Raw genomic sequence first — 21,739 nt, 5'->3', positions numbered from 1 at the left:
AATTAATTATCTCATAGAACTTAGAATCATGATCAGAAATAGAAAAAAACTCCTAATTTTAATATCTTAGCTTATTTGTTAAGATGATAAACATGGAAAACCTAGACCACATTATTTCTCTGTGCAAACTCATCGAATTAAGAAAAGACTATAATCAGTCTAACGGGGGAAATATATCCTTTAAAGAGGGAAATAAAATTTACATTAAACCAAGTGGCAGACACATGGGCAATATAAATACCATCGATGATTTCTTTAGTTCGGAGATGGATGCCTTTAATAATTTACTATTAGAAAATTCAGATCTCGATTCACATCAAAAAAATTTCTATCAACAATTCGATGCAGACTCTTTACGACCAAGTATCGAAACTTTTTTACATGTCCAACTTAAAAAGTATACTGTACATCTTCATCAGATAGGCTCACTCATTCTTTCTTGTCGAAATGATTGGAAAAATTATATCGGACAGCACTTTCCAAAGGCACTCTGCCTTAACTACGCTCATCCGGGCCTTGAGTTAGGAATAGAGCTAAAAAAAGAAATCTCAAAACTTGGACACATTCCAGAAGTTATCTTCATGCAAAATCATGGAATTATTATCAGCACTGATTCCTACCAAGAACTAGAGACTCTTCTAAACGTTACTTTTAAGAAGATCAATTCACTAATTCAATATACTAATTTTCATATCGATTATTTTGAAGCTGCTGAGAAGCTGTTTAGAATTCTTCAAAAGAAAAGTATTAAATTCTATACCTCTCAGTGGCAAGAGAAGCTTCCAAGCTGTTTTGGCAATTACCTCAGTCCAGATATCATTATTCACCTTGGCGATAGTCCAGAAGACCAGAATATTAAAAATACCAGTAACAAAAAAGTGTTAGTCTATAATGACTATCTATTTCTACTTGAGCAAGACGCTGTAAAAAGAACAGAAGTTGAAGAATTGGCCATAGCACAGATTGAAATATGTCTGGCACTCGAAGAAAGTAATATTAACTTTCTGGACAAGACAGTAGTCGAAAGAATATCTAATTGGGCACTAGGGAAAGCGAGAAGATAATGACATCTGTAATCATTCCCATTTCTCAAATTCACCAGGACTGTCTTACCAGGCTCTTCCTCAACAAGACTATTTTTGAGCACATCAAAAATAATTTTCCCGAAAAGACTAACTTCTATTCCATCTCACAAGAAGTTGATCAGAGGATTTCGGGGACTATAAATATTAATGTAGCAAAGAATAATAAAGGCCCACTTCAAACTATTGAAAGCGCAATTAGTCATCTCAGTATCGATGAAAATGATGAAGTTTTCATTCATTATAGTGACCTTCTTGTCCTCTTTGATTACAAGAAGTTCAAGTCCACAATTGATTCCACTAAAGACACAATACTTTTTATCTCCAAACACCAGACCCCTTTCAGACTCGACTCTCAAGATTATTCTTTCGTAAAAAATGTTAGTGGTCAAAAAATTCAAATTGGACATAAGAAATCGTTTACTCAAATACCACATAGTGAAGATGTTTCTTGCGGTCTTTATTATTTTAAAACATTTAAACTTCTTAAAGATTTTATAAAGAAATCAATTTCATTAAATCACTTTCACACAGAATCAATATTTGACCAATCTGACATACAGAAAGAGACATATGGTGATGTCATCAATTTAGAGCTAGATTCGAAATCCAAAATAAGATTATTTGAAAACTGGTATCACTATTTCGATGTCGCCAAAATATCTGAGCAACGAATACCCGATATTGAGTACATAGTACCACTTGCAGGAAAAGGTAGCCGTTTTGCTAGTGCAAACTACGCAACACCAAAACACCTCCTACCGATTGAAGATATGACTCTGATTGAATTCACTGCTGGACATGTGAAGGAGGCAAAGAAATACCACTTCATCACGCTTGATGATAAAGCTGATTACTTGGATAGATTCAAACCTCTAGCTCTTAGGAAAATTTTAACACCTACAGAAGGTCAGGCCTGCAGTGTTTATGAGGCCGTTAAACACATAGCAGATGACAGTGAAATTCTCGTAGGGGTTTGCGATAACTGTGCCGAGTTTGATATTGAAGCTTTCAATAAGCTTAAGGTCCAAAGTGATGTTATTTATTTTTCATTCACTAATCATCCTAACATGATGACACGACCAGAACATTACGGATGGCTTAAAACAGATAACCAAAACATGGTTACTGGTGTAAGTGTTAAAACTCCAATTTCAAAGACACCTTTAAAAGATCAAGCAATTGTTGGTCTTTTCTATTTTAAAAAGGCGTTAATGTTTAAAAAAGCTTACCAAGAGCTTCTAAACCAGTGTGACAAGATTAATGGCGAATACTATGTTGATTCTCTAGTACCCTATTTAATCAAAGAGAATCTCAAGGTTTCATCTTTTCCAGTAAAGCACTTTATTAGTCTTGGAACACCTAATGAATATGAATCTTTCTTCTACTTTAAATCATGCTATCAGGAGTTAAGTTCACGATGAAGATTTCTATTGTTACACCGTGCTATAACGAAGCGGCCAATATTCCTGAATTGATTAATAGATTTAGTAAGGTCAGTAAAAAGTTAAATCTTGAACTCGTAATTGTTAACAATGGGTCAACTGACAACACTGTAAGTGTACTAACTGATCACGCCAAGCCACATGACTTCATTAAAGTTGTCGATATTCCAGTCAACAAAGGCTATGGGTTCGGTATCACTGAAGGTCTTAAGCAATGCACAGGCGATTTTATCGGATGGACACACGCAGACCTTCAAACAGACCCGATGGATATATATAGGGCCTATCAAATTCTTCTCGAGTCTGAGACATTACAAGTTTATATTAAAGGAAGACGTTCTGGCAGACCACTTCTCGACACTATACTAAGTATTGGAATGAGTATTTTTGAGACACTTCTTTTTCAAAAAAAGATATATGAAATCAATGCTCAACCAAATATTTTTCCTGCATATTTTTTCAAAGCAATGAAAAACTATCCTAACGACTTTTCACTTGATCTCTTTTTCTACACTGAAGCGATTAAAAAAGATCTTAAGATTATTCGAATGAAAACACTCTTTCCTTCTCGCCTTCATGGCGCATCGAAATGGAATAAGGGGCCGATGTCTGTCGTTAAATTTATAACTAGGGTTGTGGTTTTCTCGATAAAGAGAAGATTTACCTACTAGTCCAACTCGTCACAGTTTCTAATTTACAACAAATATAATCATCATCAGTTACAATCAACTGATTAGCGAGTGCAAACTGGTGCCCTTGAAGCTCGGGGCTTACAAAGCAAACTTTGATTCCCTTATCTCGAATATTCTTTATTGTACTATTTTCTGGATATTTTGTGAAACAATCCACCCATACAAAGCTTGGAAAAGCGATTAAGTCATCAACAGAATCAAGATTTTCGTACTCTGATAATCTTAGAGCAAACTTTGTAATTCCCTGTCGTAATAATTTAACAGCGGCTGGAAATTGAATATCTAGAAAAAAATAATTTTTAATATTATATTTCTTGAGGATTTCAACAACGTTAACCTCAAACCCAGTCTCTTTTATATTCAAAATAATATATGCGTGTGCAAACTTTTTAAGATACGACTCTAGATCTTCGTATTTCTCTTCGACTAGGCAAGGATCATGTGCAAGAACGATCTTATTATTGTGCCAACGCAAGTCAACTTCTACGCCATATTCGCATGGAATAGTTAACAACTCATTTATCGAATTTATTCTGTGAATGATAAAGTTTGACACTTCTCTCTCCAAAGCTCATAAAATTTAAAAAAGAAAACTTTCGTAATCACAATCAGATAATAGGAATAGTGTAGCAAGAAGCCATGACTGAAAATTAAAAAAGATAATGTATATACTAAGACACAGCTTAGAACTAGCAATTCAATTTTCATTTTCTTTATCGCTGCATATCCTAGAAATAATATAAAGACGATATGAAGTATCCACAAATACTTCATCATATTTTGAAAGATTCGAAACTCCTGTAATTTAAAAATTGAAACCTCTCGAGAACGATCCTTATTAAAGAATCTAAAATCCCCATTATTATTATTGAAATAACTAATCATATCTACATTCTTTTGATAGCTATTAGTACCGACATTCATGCCCAAAAAGTATGAAAATAAGATAAATTTCTGTTTTAGAACTTCTAATGGATGTTCAATTGCAAAAGTTAAATAATTCTGATGAATCACTTCATAGTGTTCGGCTATATACTCCCTATCAATTAGATCATCATCAAGCTTATCCCCACGATAATAAGTTTGAATCAAGGAACTTTTACGTGGCTTAGAAAGAGTCCCGTCCCTAAAGTATGGTCTCAACCACGCAAGCTCTTCAGGATACTTACTATGTAAGGGGTGTAGTTCATAAAGAACAGCATAACCACTATAACCAGTATCAGCCTCATCAATAAATACCCCATAACTCAAACTGTAAATTAAAGCAAAGGCAGTCATATAGACAGCAACATACCTTCGAGATAGTTTCAAAAAGAAAAAAAGAGCTACATCAAAAGCTAACAAGACAATCGAGTTTTTACGATATACAGCGAGTAAGATGCTTACAAAAGTATAATGAGACGAACCTTTTCCTTCTTTAATCAGTGAAGTCAAGTAGGACAACTTCAAAAACAGTAAGCCCGTAAAGATCAAGTCAGTATAAGAATAGGCCAAACTAAAAAGACAACCTAACACAACAACAAAAGTAAACGACACAAGTTGCAACTTCTTGTCTCGAATTAGACTTTGTATAAAATGTAAAATGCCGAAACAACAGAGACATACTTGCATTAACTTATAGACAAAAATACTATTACTTAAAAATTGAGTTACGAGAAATGGAAATATTCGGGCTAAGGAATATTCATTATCGAGATAATTTGGAAAGTTATTATAAATTTGCAAATAACCTAGAATATCAAAACTCCCCCCTCCTGGAAAATATAGCAAAATCAAACTAGTCACGACAACTGCGGGATAAAGCTCATAAAAATACTTTCGACGAAGTAAAAACAATAATAAGATAGCTAATCCTATTCTTATAACAATATACATACGGGCCAGACTGTTCGAAACGACAGTTACATCTTCTCCTGGACTTACAATGTAAGCATAACCATTAACTTCAATAAAACCTTTATAACTATCTCCAAAATTTAATAATAAGTAGTTAGAGTTATAAATATAAGAATCTAATAACTCACAAGAGATCTCTTTATCTCGTTTCTTAGGTGTCGCATCGCCTCTCTTCTCAACCAGAACTTTAACCTTGTCACACATAGGGCTTAATTTCACAACGGGAGGCTGTTTCAATTTAACTGTGATCAACTGCTGTAAAATTTCCGTATCAATAATAGAAAAGAAAAAGCAGAAAAGTCCCAAAATCATTGCTGGCATCTTCATTAATTAATAACCGCCTGTATAACTGATTTTACTGGATGCTCGATAATTGAGTGAGGTGCGTAGCAATTCATCCAACACTTAGGACACTTTTCTCTCTTTATATCATCAATAATCTTCTGTCCTTTTTCCGAGAACAACATTTCTTTTTTAAAATCTTGAGCATCGCTTATTTTTGGTAAGAACATACATGGTACAACTTCACCATCGGCCATAATATCTATTGTAGATTTCATCACGGAGCATGGAATAATATTTTTTCTCATTTTTTTTATAAAAAATTTCTTTGAAATTTTCAGATAAATAAATTCAATGATTTCATGTAATTTTTCGACTTTATAGCTCTTCATAATAATATTAAGACTATCAAGTATACGAGACGAGTTAACATCTCCACTATATGAATAAATACCATTCATATGGGTAAACGTAATGGCCTTAATGTTCTTTCCGTCATTCTGATAATGTTCTTTGATATAATCATGATTTAATTTTCCCACAGTCAGTCCGTAGTGAACTTTTACTCCATGATCTCTGAGTAACTTATACGTCTCAAGTGCCAACTGATAATTTCCTTTAATACCCCTAATATGATCATGGGTCTTTTCATCACCATCCATACTTATTGTCACAATACTATCAAGATTATACTTTCTAATTTCTAATGCGATCTCTAGCGCATCATTTGGCTTGAGACCGTTAGTGGTAAAAGCAACCACTCGCATGCGAGGACATATTTCAACTGCCCTTTTTAGAAGCTCAAAAATCTCAGCTTTTTTTAATGTAGGCTCCCCTCCTGTGAAGGCAACCCAGAATAGATCATTTTTGAGTTCGGACATGACATGGGCAATCTCATCCACACTAACTTCCTTATAGTCTGGATTCTTATTCACTTCATGTGTCCATATAAGACAGTTTTTACACTTTGAATTACAAAGATTTGTTAACTGAATCATTAATTTATATGGTGATCGGCGACTAATTTTTTGAGGAACAAACCAAGATAAAACATGCCATCTAATAAGTTGATAGTAAGTACTAGGCTTCATAATTTTTTATTCTTAAGATATCGCTAAACTTTTCAAAAAGCTTTCGCGTCAACATTCTTACATAGCTAGCGTTTGTATAATAACGCCAACAGTATCTTAGATGACGATAAATATATCTAGGATTTAAATAGAAACGACGATACAAGAGATTTTGCATTTCACTCTCGGTATACTCTGTAATCTTAGATAACTTAACTTCTGGCACTTTATAATGATAAAAGCTTTTCTCAGAATTTACGAAGTTTTCAACTTCCTTATAATATTTAATATCAGGGTAAGGCGTGAAAATTTGAACTTGAATATAATCAGGGTTTATCGTCCTTAACAATTCAACAGTTTGTCTAAAATCTTCAATTTCTTCACCTGGTGTCGCAACCATAAAAAGTCCGATTGCTCCAACTTCATATTGTTCGAAGAGCTTAAATGATGTAGAAATATTCTCCAACCATGTAGTGCCACTCTTACATTTACCTAGTTTCTCAATTACACGGGGGCTTCCTGTCTCAATTCCAACCTTAACAAGTTTGAGTCCCGCTTCTTTTGCCAGAGCTAGCGATTCCTCATCAATCTCATCAATTCGTGCATTGCACATCCATGAGATTTTGATCTTTTTATCTATAATTAATCGACAAATAGTTCGTAAATGATTTCGATTGCAAAAAAATGTATCGTCTTCAATAACAATAAAATCTGCACCTTGCCTTACAAGATTTTCGATATCTTCAACGACTCGCTCTGGTGAACGTCTTCTCAAATTGTCACCAGTAGACTTTCTAACGAGCAAAGTGCAAAAATCACATTTATGCGGACAACCCCAAGCAGACAATAGATATGCCCATTTCTTGAAGAAACCACCTCTTACAGGAAATGGAAAAGGATATGAACGATGCTCCTGTTGTGTAAAAGTTAAAAGTGGAAGTTCTTCAGGTTTTTCAACTATATGGTAGTAATTAGATTTAAATTTTTCAAAGTACTTAGACTTAAGTTCATTATCATCATCGCACTTTGTAAGTTCGACTATCAAATCTCTAACTGCAATCTCAGTTTCACCGTGTAAAATATAACGATATGAATCAGTAGCTAATGATTCTGAAATTTTTAATAACTGGGTTGTTTGCTGGCCAATAGCAATAGTAATGATATTATTTTTTTGAAGTTTCTTACTTAGTGATAAAGATTCCTCAAAACAAAATGATGTAGCTCGAATTATAGCAATACGACATCCAGACTTCACAACTTTAGCAATTAACTCTTCTTCTGAAAGCATATCTATCCACTGATCATGATATTCTTTATTAAATTCAGAGAGTAGTTCCATTGAATATTTGATATCTAAAGCTGGGTGCAGATGTCGAGGTTCGACAACTCTTCTCGAGGCGTCCCTGTCTAAACGTATGAAATATATGAGATCATTTTGAGATATCTTCATTGTTTAAATTTTATCACAATGTTAAATTCTGAACAATTTTTAACTTATCATTAGTATCTATGACTTAAGAATCATCAAGAAGTGTCTACAACCATCACGAAGTGGCCTAAGATGTGGGCGTCTAGATGTAGAAAAGCCCCTACCATAAGAGATTGGGACTTCATGTATTTGAAAATTACTTCGATAGCACTTAATTAAGAACTCTGAAGCAAACTCCATCCCATCGCTACTCAAACTCATTTTCTTAAGAATACTTGAGCGAAACACTCGAAGACCTGAGTTAACATCATTTGTTCTTAGCCCATGCCTAATGAAACACAATAAATTTAACATCGGTGTTCCAACATAGCGGTGCAAGAGAGGCATCGCTTTACTTTCGGACTTATCATTGATTCGAGTACCAATGACTTTATCAGACCCTTTTTCTCTAATCTCTTGATATAAAGCAATAAGATCTTCAATTGTATAACTCCCATCACAATCAAGATAAGCAATATACTGGCCACGACTTTCGATAAAACCTCGTTTTAGTGCAGCACCATATCCACGCATTTTTTCTTTAACCAATTTAACTGGGAATCTCTGTGCAATTTCGTAAGATGAATCAATTGATCCATTGTCGACGCCAATAATCTCAAACGAGATCTGAGATGATTCTAGCTTTTTAAATGCATTCTCAAAAAAAGAATTCAAAACTAACTCTTCATTCAAAAATGGTACAACTATCGAGAGATCAATATTAGTACTCATTAACACAGTCCAAGTTAAGTCTTATAAATTCACTCTTACTTTTATTCATATATATATTTTGTCCTACGATTTGATTTTCAAAGTCATAAATCAGATACAGAAGTAGCTCTCCAATATAATCACTCTCAATTATCGCCGAACAAACCCCATTTTCTTCTTTAAATATATTATCACCTGCAATGCTTTTCAACCAAAGTTTATCACATGTAATATCTTTTAAATCTATTTCTAATAGACAGCGCTTTTTTTCTTTATTAACTAGAATAGAAAACGGATTTTTTGCATAACAACGCTCATTCTCTATGACAAAACCAGTAAACAAGCTGTCAAAGACCTGTCTATCTCTCCTCAAAGCACTCTTTACATCTTCACACAGATACTCGGTCTTATCACTATAGTCATAAGAGTGAACTTCATCACGATTCTGCAAAGTATCCAGTTTATTATGTCGTGTTCCAATAGAGTCATTTAGTATTATTAAGAATAGGAAACAACATATCATTGCCAATAAAGAGAACTTGTCTTTTTTTATTCTAATTTCAAAACTTAAAAAGAGAAGAATAAAGGATATAAACAAGAGTCTGAAAGAGTAGAATCGTACAAAAATTATCTGAAAAAGAATATCAACAAAGAACAACAGCAGCATAGAAGTATCACAAAGCTTTACCTCCAATAATTTTGAAAGGAGCATGTACACTAAGGCTCCTATAAATATATAAATGAGAATACTATTTAATTGAGATATCGCTAAACTATTTCCATAAACAATTTCTCCACCAAAATTTAAAAAAACACCTCGAACGAAGTCAATAAAAGAATACCCGATTCTACTCAAACTAAAACTATCGACCTGTAAGGTTTTAAGTATTGTGATCCACTCACCCTGAAATTTATTAAACCTCTCTCCCCAAAATAAAAAATTTTCAAATTTTAAATAGTTCACATACAGGACAGAGCCAACTGCTACAACAATTGTTAACAAGTTCAGAAAATATTTTTTAAATCTTAATGAGTCAATCAGAAGGTATGATATTAAAATCGGTAGAAAGCCAAAACGACAAAGTGCAGAAGCAATAATACCTATAGCTCCAATATAATGTTTTTCTTTTTTACGTGCGTAAATCGAAGCTAAGAAATAACTAAGCCCAAAAATAAATGATAAGTCTACTGCCACTACATCTTGTTTAAAAAAATAAAGAAAGAACGGTGAAATCAATGCAATATAACCAAGACTTGAACTTTCTGAAATTTTTTTTAGAAGAATAGGAATTAGACCTAAGTGAATATAGAAAAGCACCGATGGACTAAGCATGCCGAAAGTTAGTTTAGAGAAGATAATATACTCAAACGCTGGCAATAGCCCCCAGCTCATATAAATAGAATTCTTATAAATAGTTGAATCAAAGATTAATAAATCTGATGAAGCTGAAACAATATCCAACTTCCCGTTTAAAATAGCATTAGCTTGCAGTATATAGAGATCATTAACAAAAGGATCAAAGTAATTGAGAAATAAACCAAAGAATACAAGCAAAACAACGACTATAATTTCTAAGTGATATTTTAAGATAGTACTTTTTTTCATCTTGTATATCTCACAACTTCTAAAATAACTTTTTTAATGTTTAGTATCGAATACCTTAGATTCATGCGAATACTAATCTCAGCACTTCCAACATCGTGACAAGCCTTCTTGCACATATCGACATTAGCTAAGTCCCTCTCGTAAGACTTACTTAGTAATATATCTTTTAGTGTTGAATTTTTGATCGATAATTTTGATGGGTATGCATAACAAGTTCTCACAAACCCAAAAGGATCGATTGTCACTGTGGCCCTTCCCACATAGCACGGAATTAATCTCCTCTCCCTATTCACTTCGATGAGATTTTCCAAGAACATGCTGGAGTTAGACAGTACACCAATTTTTTCTGCTGCAGTTTGAAATGCGAGCAATTTCTCTTTTATTACTAGAATTTCATTATCTGCTAAAGCATATTCTTGAAACTCGCTATCACTCATGTCATTTTGCTGGAGTGTATTTTTAGCCAATATGAATTGCACTTTTTGAACTTTCTGTTTTAGACACCATTCGAGTATTCTATCAATATCTAATATATTGAGCTTACTGATGACAACATTGATACCTACTTCTATATTTTTAGAGACTAGATAGTTTAGATTTCCAAGAACATGATCAAGTGCATTTATTCCACGAATTTCATGGTATTTATCTTTTTCAAAATGATCAATCGAAACATGGATAAAGTCTAATCCTGCATCGATCAGTTGATCGATTTGTGATTTAGATATACCGACTAAACTTGAGTTCATATGAACGCTAAACCCATTTCTCTTAGATTCTTTTATAATATTACAAATATCATTTCTAAGTAAGGGTTCTCCTCCACCTATTGAGATGATTTGAGTTTTAAACTCTCCTAATTCGGCCAGAAGTTTTTTGTATTCCTCAAATGTAACCGCTACGGGATTATCATGCTTCCATATATGGCACGTTTTACATTTTGATGTGCAGCTATCAATAACATCAAGATTAACAATCGGAATATACTTAGAACTTTTCTTTCTAATCTTACTTGATTTTAAATTGAGAAATGTCATTAAGTTCTTAATTAGCATTATTTACTACTTTAGAAATTCTCAAAATGTCCCTATTCTCTGCTCGCTCATGTATTGGTAATAAAAGTATCTGCTCTTCAACCCACTTGGCATTCGGGCTATTAAACTCCCCATCAAAATACTTGTCACAACAATCGATGACCTCAGATCCAAAACCAGAATCATAACCATTTTTGAATAAAATATTCTTTAATCTTTTAGGTCCACCTGTTTCTTTTACTATAATTGTTGAATTATAAAAACTCGGCTTTCCCTTGGTTGGGACAGATTGTACTCTTGCAATATTTGCATCTATCATTTTCTCGAATGATAGCTTTTTTTCAATATTCGCGATCTGTTTTTTACTAAAGACCTCATAGTTTTCTAATGCTATCTCTGCCTGAAAACTTGTGAATCTACTCTTTGGGCGAACTTTATCATTCATCCCACGATAGTGTTTTTCAAATGTCGCTTGGAATTTTTCCGAAAATAGAATAGAAGCAACAGGTTTAAAAAATGGACTCATTAGAAAGACCTCTTCAATTATTGTCATAAAGAGCTTCTTACTGATTGGAAGTTTTAACGTTTGCAAACTCTCTATAGAGTCTCGTATTTCTTGTGCTTTAGCCTGACTCTTTAAAATAAGTGCTCCTCCTCCATAAGCCGGAAGAGGTTTATTCCCTTCAAAGCTCAAAATGGCAGCATCTCCCCATGCTCCGAGAGGTTGATCATCATAAGAGGCAAACATAGTATGTGCACAGTCTTCTAAAACAGGAATTCCTTTTTCATTAGAAAACTTAATAATTTCGTCAATCTCAGCAGGAACACCGAACAAATGCGTAACCATAATACATTTCGTCTGGTCACTTACCTTATTCTTCAGAGAATCTACTGTAACATTTAGAGACTTGGGACAAATATCAGCAAGAACTATTTTATAGCCTTGTTTTTTAAGTAACGGTATCAATTCTCCAAGTGTTAAAGCTGGAACAATTATTTCATCCCCATCACTGAGTCCCAGGGACTTAAGACCAAGAAGAATTGCTTCTCTTCCACTTGATGTTGTAATAACATCTCGATTTCCGAAATAAGCACTAAGTTTCTTTTCAAGTCTTGAGACAATAATTTCGTCCTGCCCCTTAATAAGAAACTTACAAAGTTTAAAAATATCACCGAAGGAGAAATACATTTTCCTACGCGCTAACATTATATGCTCCTACAGATTGTCTAATATATTCCATAACTCTATCGACTGTAATATTCTTCATGCAAACATTATCTTCACAACTACTTATGCATTTATTGTATTGATTAAAGCAAGGTGAACACGGCGCCTCACTCGAGATATTCGTATTATGCGAAGACAAGCTACCAAAAAAACTTGAAGACTCAGGACCGAAGAGCGTAATCGTCTTAGTATTACAGAAGGCTGAAAAGTGCGATGGTCCACAATCCGTCGTTACAAATACTGTGCTAGCAGCAATTTTCTGCATCAACAAATTCAAACTCTCTGTTGGTTGATAATATTTGGAAAAATATTTCAGAAAAATAGCATCATGCTCTACATATGGAGCAAATACTTTAATTTCATATTCATCGCCGTAGTAACTTTCACATCTTTCAATCAAGCTTATCCAATTTTGATATGTCCATGATCTCTGCCAAAGAGGATCGTTTGTATTTAAATACAAAGATATAATCTTTTCTTTAGTTTCCTTAAATAGCTCAGGATAACTTGGCAGGTAACTCTCTACTTTTAGATATTTGTTAAATAGTTTTGAATAATGCTCATATATATGAACTTTCGAATTATAGGCTAGAGATTGGTCAGAATCATCTTGATTTATCCTATAGCGTCTACCTGCGAAACTAAAGTTCATTATTACATTACTAACATTTGAAAAAATATCTAAATTAAACACGGCCTTAAAGCCTAGACTTTTCGACCACATAACATATTTAAAAAGAGAAACTATAAATTTTATGAAAGACGTTGTATTAAAAAGAAAAATATTTTCTCTCTTTATAGATGGAAGAAATATAAGAGCATCTTCATTGAGGTCGAGAGTTGCAAAATATACTTCATCATCACCCTGATTCTCTAATTCATGTATTAAAGGTGAAACTAGTGCCAACGCACCCTTTTCGTATAGTTTCAGGACTAAGACATTATTCTTCAATTTTTTATTTTTTTTTAAGAAAGACGATAACTTAGACATAGGAAGCCATATCTTATCTAAAGTTAGTAGCACTCTTGCATATTTTTCTAGATGATGTCTTTTCATAACAAGGTTTTGCTCACTTGACTCAAACTGTCTGATACCTAATACTTAACTATAATATTATACACGAGGTGACGAATTGCACAAGATAATGCTCCTGCTGACATCACTACTTTTATCCGTTCTTGTCGCTAACCAAATCTTCGTTACTTTCTACTTGAGAGATATTGATATCACGTATGATCAGACGACATCACAGATGATTTATGATCAAGAGCTTGGTTACATTACCTCTCCAAATGATAAACTTGTAATCAATGGCCTAACCTACCAGACGGATCAATTATCAGAAAGAATCATCGATCAAAATGTCACTGAATACAGCAAACCAACAATTCTTTTAATCGGAGACAGCCACGTCTGGGGATGGGGAAAGCCCACTCACCAAACGATTCAATTTAAACTTAATGATCTCCTTCAAAAAAATAGTATCGATTATCAAGTCAGAACAATTTCTGATATTAGCTATTCTTCATTTCAAACTTATCTAAAATTTCTTCGTGACTTTAGAAATTACAAATCTATCAAGGCAATAATTTGGATTAACGGACATAATGATTCTTATAACAATAGTCTTATCTACGAGCACAGGGTATCAAGGCCTACAATCGCCTTTCAACATGAAGAATCTCCTTGCCGCTACAATACACCACCTAAAAGACCTCTTTATTTTTCACGTCAGCGCTGGGCCAATGAGTCAATGTTCTCTCCTCGCTTCAGCTTAAGTATCAATCCCTTCAAGTTAGAGTTACTTAATTTCTTTGGTAATATTATAGAAGATCTGACAATTAAGGATCTCCCAGTTGTTAAATGTACAAAAGAAGAAATCGATGGAGACGAAGTTGTTATCTTCTTAAATAAACTGGTTAATGGTATTGCTAACAAGAGGAAAGCAAAATTCTTAAGTGTTTTTGTTCCAAATAAGTCTCTATACCAGCAAGGCTCATCTCCGAATTTTATATTTACCAAAAAACTAAATCAGTCAGGTATCACAACTGTTGATATTGCATCTAAATATGCAAATCGCGATGTAAGTTCCATTTTCAATACGCCACTGAATGATCTCGATGATCATCTCTCAGAAGAAACACATGAGTTGATTGCAGAGGAAATTTTCTCTTTTTTAAAGTTAGACTAATGTTATAATAAGGGCATGTTAAAACTACTAATCATTGGAACATTATTTTTTTTTCAAACGCATGCAACTGTAATCGAAATGCCTCGTATAGAAGCATTGATTTACACCGTTAATTCAAAACCTATTAAACCTACAAAGAATTATGATTTTGAGTTGGATTTCTTCACACCATTTTCTCAAGTTTTTGTTCGCCTCTATTTAAAAAAGGGCGGATTTGAAAATTTTAAAGAAAGAGACGAACTTGCGATGAAAATAGTTAAACAAATTGAAATAGAGAACAAGAAGTTTAATGTTCCTAAACTAACAGTTAAAGTTGATTATCATGATAAAGACAATGATTAAAATTTTTATTCTTCTTTTTTCATTTACAGTACTTGCAAAAGATTTTGTAAAAGTAGACGTAAATCCTGGTAGGTTTATCACTCATATATATAATTATCATTTCCCTGATCACGGCAAATTTCATCACACACAGTCTACACTTTGGTTTTCTGAACCAAATAATATCCATCTTGAAATGGAGATTTATCACTACTATTGGGATCAGTACAAAAAGGAAAAAGATATCAAACTTACCGAACAGCAAGTTATTGATGCTGCTGTGATTCGAATGCATAGAGCAATCAATCTGATTGCATCGAGATTTCAATTACCTAAAAAGGACTATGTAGTTAGACTAAATAAGGAAGCAATTAATAGATTCGTTCCGCCAGAGGAGTGGGTTAACTTCAAACTCGAAGAATAATGTTCATATTAAAGATAAAATATATTATCAGTTCTATACTGATGGAGAAAAGTACCTCATTCCTCCATCGTTTCTTGAAACGCTTCCACTACATAGAAGATGATAGTCATTGGCAGATAATGTCCAACATTAAAGAATCAACACCAAGCCATATAAAAAAGAGACTTCTTCTTCAAGCACTAGAGGAAAGACAGCACGCAACAATTTTCAAAAGAATATTGATAGATAGCTCCCTATCGCCTTTTCTTTATGAGTCACCGACAAGGTCAATCTATTTTAACGAGAATAATCCTGAAAGATTCACAAGGCTTTGCGAAATTGGCGAAGCGGATGCTCTCAAAAAGTTCATTCATATTCATCGACACACTAAGAATGCAGAACTCAAGCGCGGGCTACATCAAATAATTAAAGACGAAATTCAACACGCTGGAAGCCATAAGAGTGCTGATATAAAGGATAAACTATTCTGGTTTCGATACAAATATTCAAATATTGGGAATCAAGTTGCTGGTCAATTAATAAGTCTTTTATTAGTTATTATTTATCTTGTCATTCTTCCATATTCACTACTGGTTTTCCTAAGTAAGAGAGTGATAAGATGATTATTTTAGGAATTTGCTTTGGATATCATGATGCATCTGTATCTTTAATTAAGAATGGGCAGGTTATTTTTTGTAGTGAGGAAGATAGATTTACATACCTTAAGCATGATTCAAATTTTCCGCTACATACATTAACATATCTACTTGAGCGATTTAATATAAGACCAGATCAAATCGATCATGTTGTTTTTGGTGAAAATCCTTATCAAAAATTTATTTCAAGATTTGACACATTCTTCAAGCATGATCTTTTTAATATTTCTCAATTTATTTCTCTTTCAAAAAAGTGGCTTGGGTCTAATCTTTGGAGTATTAAGCGCATAGCTGAGTTTCTTAATATATCTATCGATAAGATTAGTTACATAGACCACCACTTAGCACATCACTATAGCGCATACTACCAGAGTAATTTTGATAACGCTTACTCTTTGGTACTCGATTCAATTGGGCAAGATCAATCACTCTCACTATATAAAAATGATGTACTAGTTAAATCTATATCTTTTGAAAATAGTATATGTTATCTCTACTCCCTTGTTACAAACTGGTTGGGTTTCTCTCCAAATAGTTCTGAGTGTACAACCATGGCACTAAGTTCATTTGGAAAACAATTGAAAAATAATCCTTTTTCAAAAATAGTCACTTTTAAAGATGGTGACATTCTTATTGACTCAAGTGTTATTAACTTGAAGTCATTAAATGCTAAAGCTCATATAAAACAACTAGAAAAATTCTTAGGCGTCTCGAGAAATTCTTCACAGAAAATTAATCTCTCGTGTTTTAATACTTCTAATGAACACTTCACCTATGCCGATTATGCTCTTGCGATACAAGAGGTTTTTGAGGAGATGATAATCTCTTTCATAAATTTTCATTGTCAGGATGATAATATTTCTAATCTTTGTATTTCTGGTGGTGGAGCGCAGAACTGTAAGCTCATAAGAAAAATTCGTGAAAATTCGAAGTTTAAGAATATTTTTATCCCACAAGCCCCTGGGGATGCTGGACTCGCACTTGGAGCAGCACTTTCAAAATCAGGAAAGATTGGTAACGATTCTGCTTTAAATTTCTATCTCGGAAGTTATGTTGAAATCGATGAGGTCAAAGATGTTTTGTCTTCTCTAGATAGTAAGGATATTTCAAACTACAGCAGTGAAAATAATCAATATTCTTCCTTAGAAATATTGGAGCTGACAGAAAGTGAACGTGCCGTGTTCTTAGCAGAGCAAGTCAACAACGACAAGATTGTTGCGCTCGTTAATGGACAAGCCGAGTTTGGGCCTCGTGCACTTGGAGCAAGATCTATTATTTGCAGAAGTGACTCTATAGAACTCGCGAAAAAGATTAGTACACAGATAAAGAAACGTGCCCCATATCGTCCGTACGCGATATCTCTTACCGAAGATAAAGCTCGAGAAATATTAGTCGACAAAAATTTCGACTCAACTTTTTACGGTATGCAAACGGACGCACTCGTAAAAAGTGAATATCACTCCCTCGTTTGTGGTGCCATACACATCGACAAAACAACTAGGCCTCAACTTACAAAGAAAGGCTTTTACCATGATCTCATCTCTCAAACTAAGAATCAGATTGTTCTAAATACATCTCTGAATGAAAGTGGTTATCCCTTATGTAAGTCTTCTAAAGAGGCACTTTTACTTTTTTTAAAAACCCCTATTGATATTATCTTATTAGATAATTTGATTGTGATTAAAAAATGAAAAATATACTAAGCTATGCTCGACACTTATTTTCGGCACTATTAAAACAAGTACACAAAGACAAGAAGTGGTTTCTTCTACCAATACTGATCATCTTACTGTTAACCTCTATTTTGATAGTGATTTTAAAAATTTCATCACCTGTACTACCATTTATTTACCCGCTCTTTTAAGTTATTTATAAAAGAGTGGTGTAAGGATACTTGTATTACAGTATTTAACGAATCTCATATCAGGAGGGAGTTCTTCTTGAGCCAGAATATGAGTTTTAGGTTTCTCCTCAGTTCCTCTTAACTCGTATAAATGTTCCCATGATCTAAATGTACAATAAAATGCTTTTCCATCTGAAAAATAAAGTTCACTTTTGTATGAGAAGAAACCTTCGGGATAGATGACCTTAACTTCTTTGTTCTCTTTTTTACAGGAAATGAGCGTAAGCCCCATAAATAATACAATTATTAATTTCATACTGAAATAATAGCTTATTTTAGAACTTTAACAAGTTTTTATGGCACACCATCTTTACTGAACACAGCACAAGGCACTGAAATTACATATAAAAAGGGGAAAACTATGCTTAAGATTGGTGCAAAATACAATTTCCTATATAATTTTTATTATACTAAATAAATTAATAGGATACACCTAATGAAGTCCCATAAAACATCAATTATTCAGCGTATTTTTAGCTCGAACTCAGGTTCTGTACTACCACAGATCATTGCAACTTCTGCATTAGTTGGAGCCCTAGCAGTAGGTGTTCTAAACCTAACAAAGAACTCTGGAAAAGTTGTTAAATACGAAGCCCAGCGCTCTCTTGAAGACAAATTTAAGTTTGAAGTTTTAAATGCGCTTAGAAAAAAATCTGCATGTTTTGCAACACTTGGTGGAGTTAACGTTGCAGACGGAACGACTGGTTTTACTGATCTCAGTGATGGCTTCAAAGTTTTTGCGAGTACAGATCCGGCCAAGAACGATATTTATGGTAAGTCCGAAGCAGGTCAAGTAAACGCGAATAGTACAGCTATTCGTCTCGTAAGTATGACACTTAATAACTATGCAGCAACAGGCGCACCTTATAGAGAAAATGGGGCTGTAGGTTACAAGCGTGCTGCAACGACTGTATTGGAAATCATTTACGAAAGAGAAGGGAATTATGCGGCAAGTGCAGGTAACACTACTCAACGTCTCGATATTCCTCTTCAAGTTGTTCATAGCTCTACCTCAGGTGGAGGAACTGGTGTCATCACTGAATGTAATATTCATATTGTCGATGGAACAGACCAAAGAGCGACAGGTCTTTGTCAGTCTTTAGGTGGACTGATCGATACAGATGGTAACTGCCGACACATAAATGTCGAAGACGACAATGCTCCTAATAATGACTACGCTGCAACCTTCAAAGGTAATGTACTAGTTGAAGAAAGTAAGTTTAATTATCAACCAGCATTCCCAGATAAAAATAATCATCTTAGAGTAGAGGGCTCTGTTGGTGTCGGTCGTGACCCAATAGATAATAACGATGATGGTGGAGAACTTTCAATTTCACGCTCAATGGTAATTGGAGCTACGGCATTACAACCAAATGATGCTGGATTCAATGAAGCAGGTGTTGTTCAAATCAATAACTCACTCGGTGTAGGCAAAGTTCCAAACGCCGCCAAAGGTTCTGTACTGGCTAATGAATCCGTTTCAGTCGGGTCTAGCTTTCCAAGCGACAGTCCTGTAAATCTAGAAGATGGTGATCTCGCAGTAAAAAACTCACTTAGTGTTGGTAATGGGATGACCGCCACAGCAGCAGGAATCCCTGGCTCACTTGAAGTTAAGAAAACTCTTTATGTAACAAGTCTTGCAAATCCGGCAACAAAGCCTGATGGTGCTATATTCATTCAAGGCGCGAATAGTTTTGCACTTATTGGTGATAGTTCTGCTACAACAGGTGCGATTTCACATTCTAACAACAGTGGCGCCCGTGGGAATCTGCAAGCCGATGGCTTTCTTAATATACCAAGCCAAGCACTAAATTTTGCTCCAACCACAGCCGCAGAAAGACAGAGAGCGGCTACAATGGCATGGGTTGCAAACAAAGTTTCACAAACAATAAGTCCGACCCATGCGGGAGATGTTGCACAAGTTATGACTGCTATTCAAGATGAAACAACACCGAATGGAAAAGGATTCATTAGTATCTGTAAGGGAATGTGGGCACGAAATCCTGACCCAACAAACTTTGTAGGCGGAGTACCATCAGGATTTTCAACATGTGACCTACTGCTAAAACACTGCAGCATGAACAGTGCGACAGACCCTACTTGCCAGCAAATTTATGCAAACACTGTAACTTCAACAGGCAATATTACAACAACAGGAAATGGAAGCTATATAACAGCGACGAATGGAAATATCACGGCCTCACAAGGAAATATTTCTGCCAATTCTGGTGAAGTTATTGGATCGACTGTTAAGACTAATAATTCAGGAGGGATTATTTCTCTGAATTCATGTGAGATTAATAATTGGAGTTCAATTCTAATTGGAACTAATTATGGAAGTTGTAGTACTAGAAGCGTATCGGGTCAGTGTCCTGCCGGAACCTTTGGTGTTTCAGCAACCCCAGTCTACTCCAATTGGACGTATGCAAGTAATGCTTCACGAAGTGGCGTATCAAATTCAACCAAACGTTATGTAAGTAATGTTAACATGAAATGTTGTGAAATGATCAACTACAAATGTGGTACTACACCTGTAACACCTCCATCTGACGGTGTTTGTGGTGCTTCAACTAATACATGCTCGGTTGGCTCAGTGACGGGAGTCTCAAGTGATACTTATAATAACTACTGGACTTGTTCTGTATCTGCACCAGCAACAAGTGCAAGCTGTACAGAGCCTAAAACAACCGATGGAGTTTGTGGTGCTTCAACGAATACTTGTACGGCGGGAACATTTGCAGATACTACCGATGAAGTTGTTGGCTCAACAACTGTTCCGACTTGGTTTTGTAACGGAATCGGTGGTGGTGGTAACCTAAAATGTTATTCAAATTATCCAGAAGATGGAATGTGTCCTTATGATGAGAATGGTGAAACACATATTCAATCATGTGATGGCGGTACACTGAGTAACCTACTAGACAATGGAACATTCTACACATGGAATTGTTTAGGAATAAATGGTGGAGAGGATACAGATTGTACGATGTATAAGGCAGCTTGTGGAACTACTTACAACACATGTAATGATGGTGCTGCAACTGGTGGTACTCAGACAACTTCAAAGTGGTCTTGGTATTGTACCGGAGGGACTGTCTTATGTGAAAAGAGCAAACCTATTAACGCTGTTTGTTCATCATCTCATTCAGGATGTTCAAAAGGAACTCTACTTGCAGGAAGTGAGGCGACAACGACGACCGAGTGGACTTGGACTTGTGAAGGTCAACACGGTGGTTCAAATGCAAACTGTACTGAAACAAGACCAGGGCTTTGTGCTTCTACTCACTATAGCTGCACGACGGGGACGTCGACAGCTAACGTCTCTGGTGCAACAGAATGGACCTGGACATGCTCTGGATCTTCAAATGATAGCTGTAGTGAAACGAAGCCAATGTCAAATTGTTCGAACTCTTCAGCTCCATCGATTTCAAATGCAACAGCATCATCGTCAGGAACAACTCTGCACGGTGGCACATTAAGTTATTCATGTGATTCTGGATTCTCCGGTAGTCCTTCGGCATCTTGTAATAACGGTTCATGGTCAGCAAGTGGTAGCTGTACTGCTGTCTCGGTTTGTACAGAAGGTGATACACGTTCTACTGGAGCTAGCCGCAGTAACTGCTGTACGGGCGCAAGTCAAAAATATTGTGAGGGCTGGAACAGAGAGGTATGTACTAGTGGGTCATGGGTTGATGATGGACACTGCACAGGTGAAATCTGTGTAGGCACTACTCAATATTGTCCGTAATA

Annotated in this window: 20 protein-coding genes; 10 read left to right on the top strand and 10 right to left on the bottom strand. The window is 34.9% G+C overall.

All coding sequences use genetic code 11. The features are described 5' to 3' along the window. Window positions 1–92 precede the first annotated feature (92 nt). Genes M900_RS04745 through M900_RS04735 form a run of 3 tightly spaced genes read left to right on the top strand, consistent with a single transcriptional unit; the run spans window position 93 to window position 3,198 of the window. Window positions 93–1,064 (top strand): class II aldolase/adducin family protein, encoded by a 972-nt coding sequence (locus M900_RS04745; RefSeq protein WP_021273617.1) that lies wholly within the window; start codon window positions 93–95, stop codon window positions 1,062–1,064. Beyond that, entirely contained in the window at window positions 1,064–2,506 is a 1,443-nt protein-coding gene (locus tag M900_RS04740) for an NTP transferase domain-containing protein (RefSeq protein WP_021273698.1), read from the top strand. Before M900_RS04745 ends, M900_RS04740 begins: the two co-directional genes overlap by 1 nt. Next, on the top strand, window positions 2,503–3,198 hold the full coding sequence (locus M900_RS04735; RefSeq protein WP_021273629.1) for a glycosyltransferase family 2 protein: 696 nt from the start codon (window positions 2,503–2,505) through the stop codon (window positions 3,196–3,198). Before M900_RS04740 ends, M900_RS04735 begins: the two co-directional genes overlap by 4 nt. Here the strand turns inward: M900_RS04735 and M900_RS04730 are convergent. From M900_RS04730 to M900_RS04690, 9 genes are read right to left on the bottom strand one after another with little or no spacing between them, the layout of a single operon-like run. Continuing rightward, window positions 3,188–3,775 carry a hypothetical protein gene (locus tag M900_RS04730; protein WP_021273688.1) on the bottom strand — a complete coding sequence of 196 codons (588 nt, stop codon included), beginning with the start codon at window positions 3,773–3,775 and terminating at the stop codon, window positions 3,188–3,190. The two genes, M900_RS04735 and M900_RS04730, sit on opposite strands and share 11 nt — an antisense overlap. Continuing rightward, window positions 3,748–5,442 carry a hypothetical protein gene (locus tag M900_RS04725; RefSeq protein ID WP_021273714.1) on the bottom strand — a complete coding sequence of 565 codons (1,695 nt, stop codon included), beginning with the start codon at window positions 5,440–5,442 and terminating at the stop codon, window positions 3,748–3,750. The genes M900_RS04730 and M900_RS04725 overlap by 28 nt, the downstream gene beginning before the upstream one ends. Next, the gene (locus tag M900_RS04720; protein ID WP_034731347.1) at window positions 5,442–6,488 is read right to left on the bottom strand and encodes a radical SAM/SPASM domain-containing protein; all 1,047 of its coding nucleotides are present in this window, start codon (window positions 6,486–6,488) and stop codon (window positions 5,442–5,444) included. The genes M900_RS04725 and M900_RS04720 overlap by 1 nt, the downstream gene beginning before the upstream one ends. Continuing rightward, window positions 6,478–7,917 carry a radical SAM protein gene (locus M900_RS04715; protein WP_084703462.1) on the bottom strand — a complete coding sequence of 480 codons (1,440 nt, stop codon included), beginning with the start codon at window positions 7,915–7,917 and terminating at the stop codon, window positions 6,478–6,480. Before M900_RS04715 ends, M900_RS04720 begins: the two co-directional genes overlap by 11 nt. A 57-nt stretch (window positions 7,918–7,974) precedes the next feature. After that, a complete protein-coding gene (locus tag M900_RS04710; RefSeq protein ID WP_021273614.1) occupies window positions 7,975–8,667 on the bottom strand; it encodes a glycosyltransferase family 2 protein in 693 nt (230 codons plus the stop codon). Continuing rightward, window positions 8,657–10,252: a hypothetical protein gene (locus M900_RS04705; RefSeq protein WP_021273669.1), complete on the bottom strand. Its 1,596-nt coding sequence runs from the start codon at window positions 10,250–10,252 to the stop codon at window positions 8,657–8,659. The genes M900_RS04710 and M900_RS04705 overlap by 11 nt, the downstream gene beginning before the upstream one ends. Next, window positions 10,249–11,307, bottom strand: coding sequence for a radical SAM protein (locus tag M900_RS04700; RefSeq protein ID WP_021273643.1), 1,059 nt, complete (start codon window positions 11,305–11,307; stop codon window positions 10,249–10,251). Before M900_RS04700 ends, M900_RS04705 begins: the two co-directional genes overlap by 4 nt. Next, entirely contained in the window at window positions 11,297–12,493 is a 1,197-nt protein-coding gene (locus M900_RS04695) for an aminotransferase class I/II-fold pyridoxal phosphate-dependent enzyme (protein ID WP_021273742.1), read from the bottom strand. Before M900_RS04695 ends, M900_RS04700 begins: the two co-directional genes overlap by 11 nt. Further along, window positions 12,480–13,571 (bottom strand): glycosyltransferase family 9 protein, encoded by a 1,092-nt coding sequence (locus M900_RS04690; RefSeq protein ID WP_021273628.1) that lies wholly within the window; start codon window positions 13,569–13,571, stop codon window positions 12,480–12,482. Before M900_RS04690 ends, M900_RS04695 begins: the two co-directional genes overlap by 14 nt. A gap of 76 nt (window positions 13,572–13,647) precedes the next feature. Between M900_RS04690 and M900_RS04685 the strand changes: the two genes are divergently transcribed. The 6 genes from M900_RS04685 (at window position 13,648) to M900_RS18040 (ending at window position 17,950) form a co-directional block, all read left to right on the top strand. Beyond that, window positions 13,648–14,706 carry a hypothetical protein gene (locus M900_RS04685; protein WP_021273623.1) on the top strand — a complete coding sequence of 353 codons (1,059 nt, stop codon included), beginning with the start codon at window positions 13,648–13,650 and terminating at the stop codon, window positions 14,704–14,706. Window positions 14,707–14,721: 15 nt separating this feature from the next. Beyond that, a complete protein-coding gene (locus M900_RS04680) occupies window positions 14,722–15,048 on the top strand; it encodes a hypothetical protein (RefSeq protein WP_034731341.1) in 327 nt (108 codons plus the stop codon). Continuing rightward, window positions 15,020–15,451 (top strand): hypothetical protein, encoded by a 432-nt coding sequence (locus tag M900_RS04675; RefSeq protein WP_198295942.1) that lies wholly within the window; start codon window positions 15,020–15,022, stop codon window positions 15,449–15,451. Before M900_RS04680 ends, M900_RS04675 begins: the two co-directional genes overlap by 29 nt. Before the next feature lie 119 nt (window positions 15,452–15,570). Further along, on the top strand, window positions 15,571–16,053 hold the full coding sequence (locus M900_RS04670; protein WP_157680542.1) for a ferritin-like domain-containing protein: 483 nt from the start codon (window positions 15,571–15,573) through the stop codon (window positions 16,051–16,053). Continuing rightward, window positions 16,050–17,777 (top strand): carbamoyltransferase N-terminal domain-containing protein, encoded by a 1,728-nt coding sequence (locus tag M900_RS04665; protein WP_021273734.1) that lies wholly within the window; start codon window positions 16,050–16,052, stop codon window positions 17,775–17,777. Before M900_RS04670 ends, M900_RS04665 begins: the two co-directional genes overlap by 4 nt. Further along, entirely contained in the window at window positions 17,774–17,950 is a 177-nt protein-coding gene (locus M900_RS18040) for a DUF5989 family protein (RefSeq protein WP_369751639.1), read from the top strand. The genes M900_RS04665 and M900_RS18040 overlap by 4 nt, the downstream gene beginning before the upstream one ends. A 1-nt stretch (window position 17,951) precedes the next feature. Here the strand turns inward: M900_RS18040 and M900_RS04660 are convergent, their stop codons facing one another. Continuing rightward, a complete protein-coding gene (locus M900_RS04660; RefSeq protein ID WP_157680541.1) occupies window positions 17,952–18,245 on the bottom strand; it encodes a hypothetical protein in 294 nt (97 codons plus the stop codon). A gap of 180 nt (window positions 18,246–18,425) precedes the next feature. On the opposite strand from M900_RS04660, the gene M900_RS04655 reads away from it, so the two are divergent. Next, window positions 18,426–21,737, top strand: coding sequence for a hypothetical protein (locus M900_RS04655; RefSeq protein WP_021273647.1), 3,312 nt, complete (start codon window positions 18,426–18,428; stop codon window positions 21,735–21,737). Window positions 21,738–21,739: the final 2 nt, after the last annotated feature.

This window comes from Bacteriovorax sp. Seq25_V (genome assembly GCF_000447795.1).
In the GTDB taxonomy this organism is placed as follows: domain Bacteria; phylum Bdellovibrionota; class Bacteriovoracia; order Bacteriovoracales; family Bacteriovoracaceae; genus Halobacteriovorax_A.
Note: the sequence above shows the minus strand (reverse complement) of the source record. Positions and strands in the feature narration are given on the sequence as shown.